The sequence below is a fragment of the Pseudorhodoferax sp. Leaf267 genome (assembly GCF_001422405.1).
Taxonomy (GTDB): Bacteria; Pseudomonadota; Gammaproteobacteria; order Burkholderiales; family Burkholderiaceae_C; genus Pseudorhodoferax.
The window spans coordinates 14,738-26,969 of record NZ_LMMV01000003.1 but is presented as its reverse complement, the minus strand read 5'-3'; the positions used below and the strand labels follow the sequence as shown (position 1 = coordinate 26,969).

Genomic DNA, 12,232 nt, shown 5'->3' with positions numbered 1-12,232 from the left:
GCGCAGGGCCTTGGCTTGACCCCGAAGTTATACTCGCGGGCTGCACCAAGCCCCCCCGATACGAAGAAGCCCCCGATACTGAGGACACCATGAGCAATCTTGCGCAAGGACATGCTGACGACGGAGCCCATACCGGTCCGATCAAGAACCCCAAGCAGTTGCTGGTGGCCGTGTTCTTCTCGTTCGTGGTGCCGATCTTCGTGATCATCGGCCTCGTGTATTTCGTGGTGTCGGCCGTCAAGCCTTCGGGCAGCGGCGACGCCAGCGTCATGGCGCTCGGCGGCACGACGGAGCAATCGCTCGCCCAGGGCGTGGCCACGCGTCTGCAGAAGGTCGGCATGGTCGAGATCCGCGATGCCAACCGAGAGCTGGCCGGTGGCGAGCAGGTCTACAAGACGCAATGCGCGGCATGCCACGCAGCCGGCGTGGCCGGCGCGCCCAAGTTCGGTGACGCGGCTGCTTGGGGCGCGCGCATCGCCACCGGCTTCGAAGCGCTGGTGCAGTCGGCGCTGAAGGGCAAGGGCGCGATGGCACCGCAAGGCGGCGGCGACTTCGAAGACACCGAGATCGCGCGCGCCGTGGCCTTCATGGCCAATGCCGGCGGTGGCAAGTTCGCCGAGCCGGCCAAGCCCGCAGCATCGGCCGCCGAGGGCGCAGCCCCGGCCGAAGCCGCCGCCAAGTAAGGCGGCTCTTCAGCGGCCCGCCAACTGCTGCGGGCTCAGCACGAAGCCGTAGCGCGACGGGAGATCGGCGGCACGCACCGCCTGCGTCTCCCACACGGCCTGCTCCACAGCCGTCGCGACCACGTCCACATCCAGGCTGTGCACCAGCCCCAGGCCCAGGTCGGTCAACAAGTACACCCTTCCCGCCTCATCGACCAGGCATGCCTCGAATCGTGCCGCGGTGCCCGTGTGGCTGGCAATCGACAGGTCGGGTGCCAGACGCCAGACCCAGGGTGCAGCCGCCAGCTCCACGTAGACGCGCTGCGGGCCGTTCTGAAAGAACCAGCAGCCGCGCGCATCGCGGTCATAGTTGCGCCCGATGAAGGCCAGCAACTGCGTGTGGCGCAGCACCGAGCCCTTGCCGGCCGCGCCGCCGGCGAAGGGGCCCGCGGCCTGTGTCGCGTCATCGCGCAGGTACCAGTCCCCGCGCGCATCCAGGCCCAGCCAACCGTAGCAGTCGGGCACGTTGGGCCATTTCGCGATGGCCTGTCGCACGATGTCGTCCATCGCGACGATTATGGAACTCAGCGCGTGGCGGATAGCAGCCAGTTGCCGACGGCCTCAGGCATGGTGCGGACATGGCCGGGCCAGCGGCCGGCCGGAAAGCCCGCGTGGCCGCCTTCGGCAGGTTGCCACAGCGTGACGTGCTGTCCGACGTCCTGCGGGCGCGGCAGGCTGTCGCGCGGGACAAAGGGGTCGTTCAGCGCATTCAGTACCAGGGCCGGAATGCGGATGCGCGACAGGTGCGGCTTGGCCGACGCGCGCGACCAGTAGTCGTCGGTGCTGCGGTACCCGTGCAGCGGCGCAGTGAAGACATTGTCGAACTCGTACAGGCTGCGCGCGGCCAGCAGCCGCTCGCGGTCGAACAGGCCGGGATGCTGCTCCAGCTTGCGCAGTGCTTTGGGTTTCATCGAGCGCAGGAACATGCCCGTATAGACCAGCCGGTTCAGGCCCTGACCCAGGGCCAAGCCGCCGGCCGCCAGGTCCAGCGGCGAGCAGACGGCCGCCACCGCGTCGACCACGCTTGCAGCCAAGGCGCCCATCTCCTGCGCCCAGCGCAGCAGCGCATTGCCACCCAGAGAAACGCCGATCGCGACGATGGGGCCGTCGTGCCGCGCACGCATGCGCTTGAGGATCCAGCCGACCTCTTCGAAGTCCCCGGAGTGGTAGGCCCGCGGCGCCAGGTTGAGCTCGCCGCTGCAGCCGCGAAAGTGCGGCACGGCATAGACCATGCCGTGCTTGCGCGCGAAGTCGCCGAAGGCTTCGGCATAGTGGCTCGACGAGGAGCCTTCGAGGCCATGGAACAGCACCAGCAGCGGGCGCCGCTCCGGGCTGGCCACGGGCTCGACGGTCCATTCCGCCGGGTCGGCCAGGTCGACGTCGACGAAGTCCATGTCGGGCGTGATCCAGCGTTCGCGCTTGTAGACCAGTGCGGGGCCGAAGCGCCGCCTGGCATACAGCGAGGCCCAGATAGTCTGCAGATCGCCGCCAGGCAACCACCAGGGCGCGGCGTAATCCATCATCGACTGGCGTGGCTCAGTGCAGGGTTTGCGGGCCGCCGGCGGACTCGGGGTCGTCGCCATGGCCCACGCTGTCGGTGCTGGCGTGGTGGACCACCATGCGCCAGCCCTGCGGCGTCTTGTGGTAGACGTTGGTCACGGTGACGTAGGCCGCGCGCAGGCCGGCATCGGTCTGCACCTCCACACGTTCGATCACGCTGTGCACGGCGGCGGTCAGGGACTCGACCTTGCGCACGCGGCGCGGCATGGCACGCACCACGCCATGGCCGAACAAGGCTTCGTAGGCCGCGCGGATCATGGCGGCACCGACCAGACGCCCGCCGCCCGGATGCACGCACACGATGTCGTCCTCATCGGCCCAGCAAGCCATCATCGCGTCGATGTCGCCGTGCTGCATGGCATCGTAGAACGCGGCCTCGGTGTCGTCGGCACTGCCGGCGAGCGCGGCAGCGTGCAATCGGGCTGGGGTCATGCGGCCTGGGGTGCGTGGGAATGCGAGCGATTGTGCAACGAATTGCAGCCATGGCCGTGGCGGAAACAGTTGGTCGCAAACCGTCCGGTATGCTCGGCCCGACTTCAACGGCGAGCGCCGGAACCAGGAGAAAAAACCATGAAACGCTGGACATCCATCATCGCATTGGCATTGGCCCTCACGGGCTGTGGCTACAACGACTTCCAACGTCTGGACGAGCAGTCCAAGGCCGCCTGGAGCGAGGTGTTGAACCAGTACCAGCGGCGCGCCGACCTGGTGCCCAACATCGTGGCCACGGTCAAGGGCGAGGCCCAGTTCGAGCAGGACACGCTGACCAAGGTGGTCGAGGCACGGGCCAAGGCGACCTCGATCCAGGTCACGCCGGAGACGCTGAACAACCCGGAAGCGCTGCAGAAGTTCCAGGCCGCGCAAGGCGAGCTGGGCAGTGCGCTGTCGCGCCTGATGGTGGTCAGCGAACGCTACCCGGACCTCAAGGCCAACCAGGGCTTCCGCGACCTGCGCGTGCAGCTCGAAGGGACGGAAAACCGCATCACCGTGGCGCGCAACCGCTTCATCCAGACGGTGCAGGAATACAACGTGCTGGCGCGCAGCTTCCCGACCAACGTCACGGCCAAGGTGTTCGGCTATGACCCCAAGCCGGTGTTCGCCGTGCAGAACGAAGCGCAGATCTCCACGCCCCCCGTCGTCGACTTCAACAAGAAGTAAGCGCGCGTGACGGCCCTGCTCGCACGCTGCTGGCTGCTGGCCACGCTGCTGCTCGTGGCGTGCGGGCTGGCCCAGGCGCAGCCGCTGCAGCCCGTGCCCGCACTGAGTGGCCGCGTCGTCGACACCACCGGCACGCTGGATCCGTTGCAGCAGGGGGTGCTGGACCAGGCGCTGGCGAAGCTGGAAACCGAACGCGGCGCCCAGGTCGTGGTGCTGCTGGTGCCAACCACCGCGCCCGAAGACATCGCCTCCTATGCGAACCGCGTCGCCAATGACTGGAAGATCGGCAGGCGCGAGATCGGCGACGGCGTGCTGCTGATCGTCGCCAAGGACGACCGCAAGCTGCGCATCGAGGTCGCCAAGACGCTGGAGGGCGCGATCCCCGACCTGGCCGCGAAACGCATCATCGACGAGGCCATCACGCCCAGGCTGCGCCAGGGCGACTTTGCGGGCGGGTTGCAGGCCGGAGTGGCGCAGATCGATGCGCGCATCCGTGGCGAAGCGCTGCCTGCACCCCAGGCCAGGAAGCGCCCGGGTGCCGACGCGAACGACCTGCTCGGCGACAACCTTCCGCTGCTGCTGATCGGCGTGTTCTTCGTGGTGCCGATCGTGGCCGGCGTGTTGCGCGGTGTGCTGGGGCGCAAGCTCGGCGCCGTCGTGACCGGCGCGGGTGTGGGTGCGTTCGCCTGGTTGATCCTGCAGGTCGGCCTGGTGCTGGCCCTGGCCGGCGCGGCGATCGCCTTCGTCATCGCGCTGCTGTCCGGCAACGTCGGCCCCGGCCTGCGCCCGACCACCATGCGTGGCCGCACAGCCGCGACCACAGGCGGCTGGATCGGCGGGGCCGGTGCCGGCGGCTGGGGCGGTGGCGGCAGCTCCTGGGGTGGCGGCGGAGGCGGTGGCTTCAGCTCTGGGGGCGGCGGCAATTTCGGCGGCGGCGGCGCCTCCGGCGACTGGTGAGAGGCGGCGCGGTCATGTCACGGTTCCTGCGTTTCCTCAAGCACCGTTGGTACGACGTGGCCGATGTGCAGCGCGTGCTCAAACCCGATGCGCTGCAGCGGCTGGAGCGCCGCATCGCAGCCAGCGAACAGCGCCATGGCGGCGAAGTCCGCATCTGTGTCGAGGCCGCCCTGCCCAGCAGCTACCTGTGGCGCAACGCCAGCGCGCGCGAGCGTGCGATCGCCATGTTCGGCAAGCTGCGCGTGTGGGACACGGAGCACAACAACGGCGTGCTCATCTACCTGCTCTTGGCTGACCATGCCATCGAGCTGGTGGCCGACCGCGGGCTGAATCGGCATGTGCAGGCGCAGCACTGGCAGGATGTGGTCGATCACCTGCGCGCGGCCCTGCGCGCCGGGCAGTATGAAGACGGCCTGACCACGGCCCTGGAAGAGGTCTCGGCCGCGCTGGTGCAGCATTTCCCGCGCGAAGCTGGCGCCGTCAATGCAGACGAGCTGGACAACACCATCGTGATCCGCTGAGCCCGCTCCCCAAACAAAAAGCCACCGCAAGCGGTGGCTTTTTGCTGGGTGGCCGAAGCCTTTACTTCTTCTGGCGGTACTTGCGTAGCGCCGCGATTTGCGCCGCCATCACGGCCAGCTCGGACTGCGCCTTGGCGATGTCCAGCTCGCCCTTTGCATTGCGCAATGCCTCTTCGGCCGCGGCCTTGGCAGCGTTGGCCTTCTCGTCGTCCAGGTCCTTGCCGCGGATGGCGGTGTCAGACATGACGGTCACAGCGTTCGGCTGCACTTCGAGAATGCCGCCAGCCACGAAGATGAATTCTTCGCTGCCGTCGGGCCGCTCGATGCGCACGGAGCCTGGCTTGATGCGCGTGATCAGCGGCGTGTGGCGCGGGTAGATGCCGAGCTCGCCGGCCTCGCCAGGCAAGGCCACGAAGCGGGCCTCGCCCGAGAAGATGGACTCCTCGGCACTGACGACATCAACTTGAAAGGTCGTAGCCATGGATTTCCTTCATCCGCCGGGTCAGGCGATCTTCTTGGCCTTTTCGAAGGCCTCGTCGATGGTGCCGACCATGTAGAAGGCCTGCTCGGGCAGGTGGTCGCACTCGCCAGCCGTGATCATCTTGAAACCACGGATGGTTTCGGCCAGCGGCACGTACTTGCCGGGCGAACCCGTGAACACTTCGGCGACGTGGAACGGCTGCGACAGGAAGCGCTGGATCTTGCGCGCGCGCGCCACGGCCAGCTTGTCTTCCGGTGCCAGCTCGTCCATGCCCAGAATCGCGATGATGTCGCGCAGTTCCTTGTAGCGCTGCAGCGTGCCTTGCACCGAGCGAGCCGTCTCGTAGTGGTCCTGGCCCACCACCAGCGGGTCCAGCTGGCGGCTGGTGGAGTCCAGCGGGTCCACAGCGGGGTAGATGCCCAGCGAGGCGATGTCACGCGACAGCACCACGGTGGAGTCCAGGTGGGCGAAGGTCGTGGCAGGCGACGGGTCCGTCAAGTCATCCGCAGGGACGTACACAGCCTGGATCGAGGTGATGGAGCCCACCTTGGTGGAGGTGATGCGCTCTTGCAGACGGCCCATTTCCTCGGCCAGCGTCGGCTGGTAGCCCACGGCGGAAGGCATGCGGCCCAGCAGAGCGGACACTTCCGTACCGGCCAGCGTGTAGCGGTAGATGTTGTCCACGAAGAACAGCACGTCCTTGCCTTCGTCGCGGAACGACTCGGCGATGGTCAGGCCGGTCAGCGCCACGCGCAGACGGTTGCCCGGCGGCTCGTTCATCTGGCCGTAGACCATGGCCACCTTGGACTCGGGCAGGTTCTCCAGGTTCACGACGCCGGAGTCGGCCATCTCGTGATAGAAGTCGTTGCCTTCACGGGTCCGCTCGCCCACGCCCGCGAACACCGACAGACCGCTGTGGGCCTTGGCGATGTTGTTGATGAGTTCCATCATGTTCACGGTCTTGCCCACGCCGGCACCACCGAACAGGCCCACCTTGCCGCCCTTGGCGAAGGGGCACACCAGGTCGATCACCTTGATGCCGGTTTCCAGCAGCTCCTGCGACGGCGACAGCTCGTCGTAGGCCGGGGCCTTGCGGTGGATCGAGGCCGTCAGGGCCTGGTCGACCGGACCGCGTTCGTCGATGGGGCTGCCCAGCACGTCCATGATGCGGCCCAGCGTGGCCTTGCCGACCGGCACCATGATGGAGGCGCCCGTGTTGAACACGATGGAGCCGCGGCGCAGGCCGTCGGACGAGCCCAGCGCAATGGTGCGGACCACGCCGTCACCCAGCTGCTGCTGGACCTCCAGCGTCAGGGCCGAGCCTTCCATCTTCAGCGCGTCATAGACCTTGGGCATCTGGTCGCGCGGGAACTCGACGTCCACCACAGCGCCGATACATTGAACAATCTTGCCTTGTGCTTGAGCCATTGTTTGCTCCAAAAATTTTGAATCGGGTGGGCGTCAGACCGCCGCAGCGCCCGCGACGATCTCGGACAATTCCTTCGTGATCGCCGCTTGACGCGACTTGTTGTAGACCAGCTTGAGCTCGGCAATCACATTGCCGGCGTTGTCGGTCGCGGACTTCATGGCCACCATGCGCGCGGATTGCTCGGACGCCATGTTCTCGGCCACGGCCTGGTAGACCAGTGCCTCGACGTATCGCACCAGCAGCTCGTCGATGACGGACTGGGCGTCGGGCTCGTAGATGTAGTCCCAGCTGTGCGTGCTCTTGGTCGCGTCGGCTTTGGACTCTTCCTGGATCTGTGCGTTGGACAGTGGCAGCAGTGGCTCGATCACCGACTCCTGCTTCATCGTGTTGATGAAGCGGGTGTAGCAAAGGTAGACCGCGCCCAGCTTGCCTTCGGCATACGCATCGAGCAGCACCTTGACGGGGCCGATCAGTTTGTCGAGGTGCGGCGTGTCGCCCAGGTGCGTCACGTGCGAGACGACCTTGGCGTTCATGCGGTTCAAAAAGCCCAGGCCCTTGCCGCCGATGGCCACCGAGAGCGGCGTGCCGCCGGCGGTCTGCACATCACGCAGCTTGCCCGTCAGCAGACGCAACAGGTTGGTGTTCAAGCCACCACACAAACCCTTGTCGGTCGTCACCACGATGAAGCCCACGTCCTTGGCTTCGTTCGTCTTCATGAAGGCGTGCGTGTACTCGGGATTCGCCTCGCCAAGGTGGGCCGCGATATCGCGGATCTTGGTGGCGTACGGACGCGCCGCGCGCATCCGTTCCTGGGCCTTGCGCATCTTCGACACCGAGACCATTTCCATGGCCTTGGTGATCTTCTTGGTGTTCTCGACCGACTTGATCTTGCCGCGAATCTCTTTACCAGCAGCCATGCAAGACTCCTTTGCTTAGGTGATCAGGCAAAGGACTTCTTGAACGCCGTGATGGCGGCCGTCAGCTCGGCCTCCGCGTCCTTGTCCAGCGCCTTGCTCGACTCGAGCTTGGCCAACAGGGCCGCGCTCTTGTCCTTCAGGTAGGCGTGCAGGCCGTGTTCGAACGGCAGCACCTTCTTGACGTCGATGTCGTCCATGAAACCCTTGTTCACGGCGAACAACGTAGCCCCCATCAAGCTGATCGGCAGCGGCGCGTACTGGGCCTGCTTGAGCAGTTCGGTCACACGGGCACCACGGTCCAGCTGCTTGCGGGTGGCTTCGTCCAGGTCGGAGGCGAACTGCGCGAACGCAGCCAGCTCACGGTACTGGGCCAGGTCGGTACGGATACCGCCGGACTGGCCCTTGATGATCTTGGTCTGGGCCGACGAACCCACGCGCGACACCGAGATACCGGCGTTGATGGCGGGGCGGATGCCGGCGTTGAACAGCGAGGTTTCCAGGAAGATCTGGCCGTCGGTGATCGAGATCACGTTGGTCGGCACGAAGGCGGACACGTCGCCGGCCTGCGTTTCGATGATGGGCAGTGCCGTCAGCGAACCGGTCTTGCCTTTGACTTCACCCTTGGTGAAAGCTTCGACGTAGTCAGCGTTCACGCGGGCAGCGCGCTCCAGCAGGCGGCTGTGCAGATAGAACACGTCGCCGGGGTAGGCTTCGCGGCCTGGGGGGCGGCGCAGCAGCAGCGAGACCTGGCGGTAGGCCACGGCCTGCTTGGACAGGTCGTCATAGACGATGAGCGCGTCTTCGCCGCGGTCGCGGAAGTACTCGCCCATCGTGCAGCCGGAGTAGGCCGACAGGTACTGCATGGCAGCAGATTCGGAAGCCGAAGCGGCCACCACGATGGTGTATTCCATCGCGCCGGCTTGCTCCAGTGCGCGCACCACATTCTTGATCGACGAAGCCTTCTGGCCGATCGCAACGTAGACGCAGGTCATGTTCTGACCCTTCTGGTTGATGATCGCGTCGATCGCCACGGCGGTCTTGCCTGTCTGGCGGTCGCCAATGATCAGCTCGCGCTGGCCACGGCCGACGGGCACCATGGAGTCGATGGACTTCAGGCCGGTCTGCATGGGCTGGTCGACCGACTTGCGGGCGATCACGCCGGGTGCTACCTTCTCGATCACGTCCGTCATCTTGGCGTTGACCGGACCCTTGCCGTCGATGGGCTGGCCCAGTGCGTTCACGACGCGGCCGATCAGCTCAGGGCCGACCGGCACTTCCAGGATGCGGCCGGTGCACTTGACGGTGTCGCCTTCGGAGATGTGCTCGTACTCACCCAGAATCACGGCACCGACGGAGTCGCGTTCCAGGTTCAGCGCCAGGCCAAAGGTTTGCGCGCCGCTGGCGGTGGCCGGGAATTCCAGCATTTCGCCTTGCATCACGTCGGACAGGCCGTGCACGCGCACGATGCCGTCCGTCACCGAGACCACAGTGCCCTGGTTACGGATGTCGGCACTGGCGCCAAAGCCCTCGATGCGGCTCTTGATCAGTTCGGAAATTTCTGCGGGATTGAGCTGCATGACTCTTTCCTTCTTTCAATAAATGGAGACACCGTCGCGCACCGCCTCAAGCGGTGAGCGCAGCTTTCATCTGTTCCAGGCGGGCCTTGACCGAGGTATCGAGCACTTCGTCGCCGACCACGGCGCGGATGCCGCCGATCAGGGACTCGTCGATCTCGACGCGGGTCGTCAGCTTGCGGCCAAAGCGCCGTTCGAGCGAAGCCGACACGTCCTGCAAGGCTTGGGCGTCGATGGGGAAGGCGCTGTAGACCACCGCATCGGACGCGCCGCTGACGGTGTTCTTCAACTGGCGGAACTGCGCTGCGGCCTCGGGCAGCGCGGAGAGCCGGCCGTTGTCGATCAGCACCCGCAGAAAGTTCTTGCCCGCTTCAGGCAGAGGCTGCGGCACCAGACCGGACACCAAGTCGAAGACCTGGTCGCCCGTCGTCTTCGGGTTGGCGGCGAAATCCAGCAACTGGGGGTTGCCGACGATGGCTGCCAGCGGTTCCAGCCAGCCTGCCGTGCCGTCCAAGTCGGAGGCGCCGGCCTTGAACAAGGCCTCGGCATAAGGACGTGCAATGGTCGCGATTTCGGCCATATCGTCCTCAGAGCTCCGTCTTCAGGCGCTGCAGCAGATCGGCATGCACGCCGGCATTGACTTCCTTGCGCAGGATCTGTTCGGCACCCTTGACGGCCAGCGCAGCAACCTGCTCGCGCAGCGCCTCGCGGGCACGCACGGTCTGCTGCTCGGCCTCACCTAGCGCAGCGGCCACGATCTTGGCGGCCTCCTCGCTGGCGCGGGCCTTGGCCTCTTCGATGATCTGCTGTGCACGGCGCTCGGCATCGGCCAGGCGGCTGGCGGTCTCGGTGCGAGACGCGGCCAATTCCTGCTCGACACGCTGGTTGGCGGAACTGAGGTCGGCCTTGGCCTTGTCAGCGGCCGCCAGGCCAGTGGCGATCTTTTGTGCACGCTCGTCCAACGCCTTCGCGATCGGTGGCCACACGAATTTCATCGTGAACAACACCAACAGCAGAAAGACGATCCCCTGGACGAACAGGGTCGCGTTGATACTCACGGCAACACCTTTCTCAAGCGGCGCGGAGCGCGATTACTTCGGCAGGTTGGCCAGGAAGGTCGCGGCGAACGGGTTGGCGAAGGCGAACAGCAGGGCGATGGCCACACCGATCAGGAAGGCCGCGTCGATCAGACCGGCCAAGATGAACATCTTGGTTTGCAGGTCGTTCATCAGCTCAGGTTGGCGTGCCGAGGATTCGAGGAACTTGCCGCCCATCAACGCGATGCCGATCGAAGCGCCGATAGCGCCCAGGCCCACGATCAAACCACTTGCCAGCGCGACGAGACCGAGAATGTTTTCCATGATGACTCCTTAGATTGAAAAATGAAGAGGAAGAGAAAAGAACAAACGAGAGGCAAGGGCCCGCTCAGTGGGCTTCATGTGCTTGGCCCAGATAAATGAGCGTCAGCATCATGAAAATGAATGCCTGGAGCGTGATCACCAAGATATGGAAGATCGCCCAGACGGTACCGGCAATGACGTGGCCCACTGGCAACAGCACTCCCGAGAACGAGGCCGCCATCGCGCCGCCCATCAGCGCGATCAGCATGAAAACGAGTTCGCCGGCGTACATGTTGCCGAACAACCGCATGCCATGGGACACGGTCTTGGCCACGTATTCGATGATCTGCATGAGCAGGTTCACGATGCCGAGGATGATGGCGACAATGGGGTTCTTGCTGGTGCCGAACGGCGCGCTGACCAGCTCGTGCGCCCAGCCGCCCACACCCTTGATCTTCACGCTGTAGATCAGGCACAGCAGCAACACGGTGGATGACAGGCCCAGCGTGGTCGACAGGTCAGCGGTCGGCACGACGCGCATGTAGGCATGGTGCGGATCATGGCCCAGTGCACCGTAGACCTGGGTCCAGACCGCGGGCAGCAGATCGACCGGGAGCATGTCCATGGCGTTCAGCAGGAAGATCCAGACGAACACCGTGAGGGCCAGGGGCGCGATGAACTTGCGGCTCTTGGCGTTGTGGATGTTGGCCTTGGCCTGGTTGTCGACCATCTCGACCAGGATCTCGACCGCCGCCTGGAAGCGGCCCGGCACGCCGGAGGTGGCCTTGCGGGCCGCGGCCCACAGCACCCAGCAGCCGATCACGCCAACCAGCAGCGCGTAGAGGACGGAATCGAGGTTGATGACATTGAAGTCAACGATGGCGGTCTGCACCACGGGCTTCAAACTCCAATCCACCTGCCAGTGCTGCAAGTGGTGGACGATGTACTCACTCGCGGTCGGTGCGTGTCCTTCGGCGGCCATCTTTCAGTGTCTCTTTTCCAAATCGGAACCATGGTTCCGGTTCATCCACCTGGGTCGCACCACGAGGGCAACCCAGTACATCTTGATCGCGGCGATCACGCCAGCCAGCAACGCCAGCCAACGCAGGTCGCCGATCAGCAAAGGCGCCGCGGCCAGCATGGCCACAGTGAGCACGAGCTTGATCAGCTCCCACACCGCAAACTTCAGCATCGCGGCCGACTGCTCCCTCACAGCCGGCACGCGCCGCGTTCCCCTGACGAACAGTGCTGCAGGCAGTGCCACCGCCAGAGCCCCGTACATCGCGGACCAGGCAGCAGACCACTCGCGCACCCACACCAGCGCCACGACCGACACGAGCATTCCCACGACCACTTGGGCCACGATCACCCACCAGGGTGACAGTGCGGGGTTGGCTTCGCGCAGCCGCTGCGCCTCTTCAGCGGTCAGGGGCTTGAAATCTTCGACTTCTGCATCGACCTCGGGAACAAGAGCATTGGTTGTCATTCGTTATCCGCTCCTGCGCTGTCGAGTTGCACGGCTTGCATGTCCATGTCTGCCGCCTGCACTCTTCGCGTGCTTCCCCGAGAATTC

At 65.4% G+C, this 12,232-nt stretch carries 16 protein-coding genes; 4 read left to right on the top strand and 12 right to left on the bottom strand.

Annotated elements, in window-relative coordinates; all coding sequences use genetic code 11:
- Positions 1–89: 89 nt before the first annotated feature.
- Positions 90–683 carry a cytochrome c5 family protein gene (locus tag ASF43_RS08275; RefSeq protein ID WP_056178912.1) on the top strand — a complete coding sequence of 198 codons (594 nt, stop codon included), beginning with the start codon at positions 90–92 and terminating at the stop codon, positions 681–683.
- Positions 684–692: 9 nt separating this feature from the next.
- Here ASF43_RS08275 and ASF43_RS08270 read toward each other — a convergent pair whose 3' ends face one another.
- Genes ASF43_RS08270 through ASF43_RS08260 form a run of 3 tightly spaced genes read right to left on the bottom strand, consistent with a single transcriptional unit; the run spans position 693 to position 2,714 of the window.
- Positions 693–1,229 carry a DUF2946 family protein gene (locus tag ASF43_RS08270; RefSeq protein WP_056178909.1) on the bottom strand — a complete coding sequence of 179 codons (537 nt, stop codon included), beginning with the start codon at positions 1,227–1,229 and terminating at the stop codon, positions 693–695.
- Positions 1,230–1,246: 17 nt separating this feature from the next.
- Positions 1,247–2,242 (bottom strand): YheT family hydrolase, encoded by a 996-nt coding sequence (locus ASF43_RS08265; RefSeq protein ID WP_056179263.1) that lies wholly within the window; start codon positions 2,240–2,242, stop codon positions 1,247–1,249.
- Positions 2,243–2,258: 16 nt separating this feature from the next.
- Complete coding sequence (locus tag ASF43_RS08260) at positions 2,259–2,714, bottom strand: nuclear transport factor 2 family protein (RefSeq protein WP_056178907.1); 456 nt, start codon at positions 2,712–2,714, stop codon at positions 2,259–2,261.
- Between the two features lie 138 nt (positions 2,715–2,852).
- Between ASF43_RS08260 and ASF43_RS08255 the strand changes: the two genes are divergently transcribed.
- From ASF43_RS08255 to ASF43_RS08245, 3 genes are read left to right on the top strand one after another with little or no spacing between them, the layout of a single operon-like run.
- The gene (locus ASF43_RS08255) at positions 2,853–3,440 is read left to right on the top strand and encodes a LemA family protein (RefSeq protein WP_056178904.1); all 588 of its coding nucleotides are present in this window, start codon (positions 2,853–2,855) and stop codon (positions 3,438–3,440) included.
- A gap of 6 nt (positions 3,441–3,446) precedes the next feature.
- On the top strand, positions 3,447–4,397 hold the full coding sequence (locus ASF43_RS08250; protein WP_056178900.1) for a YgcG family protein: 951 nt from the start codon (positions 3,447–3,449) through the stop codon (positions 4,395–4,397).
- A 14-nt stretch (positions 4,398–4,411) separates the two neighbouring features.
- The gene (locus ASF43_RS08245; protein ID WP_056178897.1) at positions 4,412–4,918 is read left to right on the top strand and encodes a TPM domain-containing protein; all 507 of its coding nucleotides are present in this window, start codon (positions 4,412–4,414) and stop codon (positions 4,916–4,918) included.
- 61 nt (positions 4,919–4,979) lie between these two features.
- Here the strand turns inward: ASF43_RS08245 and ASF43_RS08240 are convergent, their stop codons facing one another.
- The 9 genes from ASF43_RS08240 to ASF43_RS08200 all read right to left on the bottom strand — a co-directional run bounded on the left by ASF43_RS08240 (position 4,980) and on the right by ASF43_RS08200 (position 12,145).
- On the bottom strand, positions 4,980–5,399 hold the full coding sequence (locus ASF43_RS08240) for a F0F1 ATP synthase subunit epsilon (RefSeq protein ID WP_056178893.1): 420 nt from the start codon (positions 5,397–5,399) through the stop codon (positions 4,980–4,982).
- A 21-nt stretch (positions 5,400–5,420) separates the two neighbouring features.
- Positions 5,421–6,827, bottom strand: a complete 1,407-nt coding sequence (gene atpD, locus ASF43_RS08235; RefSeq protein ID WP_056178890.1) for a F0F1 ATP synthase subunit beta — start codon at positions 6,825–6,827, stop codon at positions 5,421–5,423.
- Positions 6,828–6,860: 33 nt separating this feature from the next.
- Complete coding sequence (gene atpG, locus ASF43_RS08230; protein WP_056178887.1) at positions 6,861–7,745, bottom strand: F0F1 ATP synthase subunit gamma; 885 nt, start codon at positions 7,743–7,745, stop codon at positions 6,861–6,863.
- Between the two features lie 23 nt (positions 7,746–7,768).
- Entirely contained in the window at positions 7,769–9,322 is a 1,554-nt protein-coding gene (gene atpA, locus ASF43_RS08225) for a F0F1 ATP synthase subunit alpha (protein WP_056178884.1), read from the bottom strand.
- Between the two features lie 46 nt (positions 9,323–9,368).
- Entirely contained in the window at positions 9,369–9,899 is a 531-nt protein-coding gene (locus tag ASF43_RS08220) for a F0F1 ATP synthase subunit delta (protein ID WP_056178882.1), read from the bottom strand.
- A gap of 7 nt (positions 9,900–9,906) precedes the next feature.
- Positions 9,907–10,377, bottom strand: a complete 471-nt coding sequence (locus ASF43_RS08215) for a F0F1 ATP synthase subunit B (RefSeq protein WP_056178879.1) — start codon at positions 10,375–10,377, stop codon at positions 9,907–9,909.
- Between the two features lie 33 nt (positions 10,378–10,410).
- Complete coding sequence (gene atpE, locus ASF43_RS08210) at positions 10,411–10,680, bottom strand: F0F1 ATP synthase subunit C (RefSeq protein ID WP_056178876.1); 270 nt, start codon at positions 10,678–10,680, stop codon at positions 10,411–10,413.
- A 64-nt stretch (positions 10,681–10,744) separates the two neighbouring features.
- The gene (gene atpB / locus ASF43_RS08205; protein WP_056178874.1) at positions 10,745–11,641 is read right to left on the bottom strand and encodes a F0F1 ATP synthase subunit A; all 897 of its coding nucleotides are present in this window, start codon (positions 11,639–11,641) and stop codon (positions 10,745–10,747) included.
- A gap of 3 nt (positions 11,642–11,644) precedes the next feature.
- A complete protein-coding gene (locus ASF43_RS08200) occupies positions 11,645–12,145 on the bottom strand; it encodes an ATP synthase subunit I (protein ID WP_056178872.1) in 501 nt (166 codons plus the stop codon).
- Positions 12,146–12,232: the final 87 nt, after the last annotated feature.

Excerpts from the sequence above, each read along its gene's own strand:
- ASF43_RS08275 (WP_056178912.1), top strand. The coding sequence starts at position 90 with ATGAGCAATCTTGCGCAAGGACATGCTGACGACGGAGCCCATACCGGT.
- ASF43_RS08270 (WP_056178909.1), bottom strand. The coding sequence starts at position 1,229 with ATGGACGACATCGTGCGACAGGCCATCGCGAAATGGCCCAACGTGCCC.
- ASF43_RS08265 (WP_056179263.1), bottom strand. The coding sequence starts at position 2,242 with ATGGATTACGCCGCGCCCTGGTGGTTGCCTGGCGGCGATCTGCAGACT.
- ASF43_RS08260 (WP_056178907.1), bottom strand. The coding sequence starts at position 2,714 with ATGACCCCAGCCCGATTGCACGCTGCCGCGCTCGCCGGCAGTGCCGAC.
- ASF43_RS08255 (WP_056178904.1), top strand. The coding sequence starts at position 2,853 with ATGAAACGCTGGACATCCATCATCGCATTGGCATTGGCCCTCACGGGC.
- ASF43_RS08245 (WP_056178897.1), top strand. The coding sequence starts at position 4,412 with ATGTCACGGTTCCTGCGTTTCCTCAAGCACCGTTGGTACGACGTGGCC.
- ASF43_RS08240 (WP_056178893.1), bottom strand. The coding sequence starts at position 5,399 with ATGGCTACGACCTTTCAAGTTGATGTCGTCAGTGCCGAGGAGTCCATC.
- atpD (WP_056178890.1), bottom strand. The coding sequence starts at position 6,827 with ATGGCTCAAGCACAAGGCAAGATTGTTCAATGTATCGGCGCTGTGGTG.
- atpG (WP_056178887.1), bottom strand. The coding sequence starts at position 7,745 with ATGGCTGCTGGTAAAGAGATTCGCGGCAAGATCAAGTCGGTCGAGAAC.
- atpA (WP_056178884.1), bottom strand. The coding sequence starts at position 9,322 with ATGCAGCTCAATCCCGCAGAAATTTCCGAACTGATCAAGAGCCGCATC.
- ASF43_RS08220 (WP_056178882.1), bottom strand. The coding sequence starts at position 9,899 with ATGGCCGAAATCGCGACCATTGCACGTCCTTATGCCGAGGCCTTGTTC.
- atpE (WP_056178876.1), bottom strand. The coding sequence starts at position 10,680 with ATGGAAAACATTCTCGGTCTCGTCGCGCTGGCAAGTGGTTTGATCGTG.
- atpB (WP_056178874.1), bottom strand. The coding sequence starts at position 11,641 with ATGGCCGCCGAAGGACACGCACCGACCGCGAGTGAGTACATCGTCCAC.
- ASF43_RS08200 (WP_056178872.1), bottom strand. The coding sequence starts at position 12,145 with ATGACAACCAATGCTCTTGTTCCCGAGGTCGATGCAGAAGTCGAAGAT.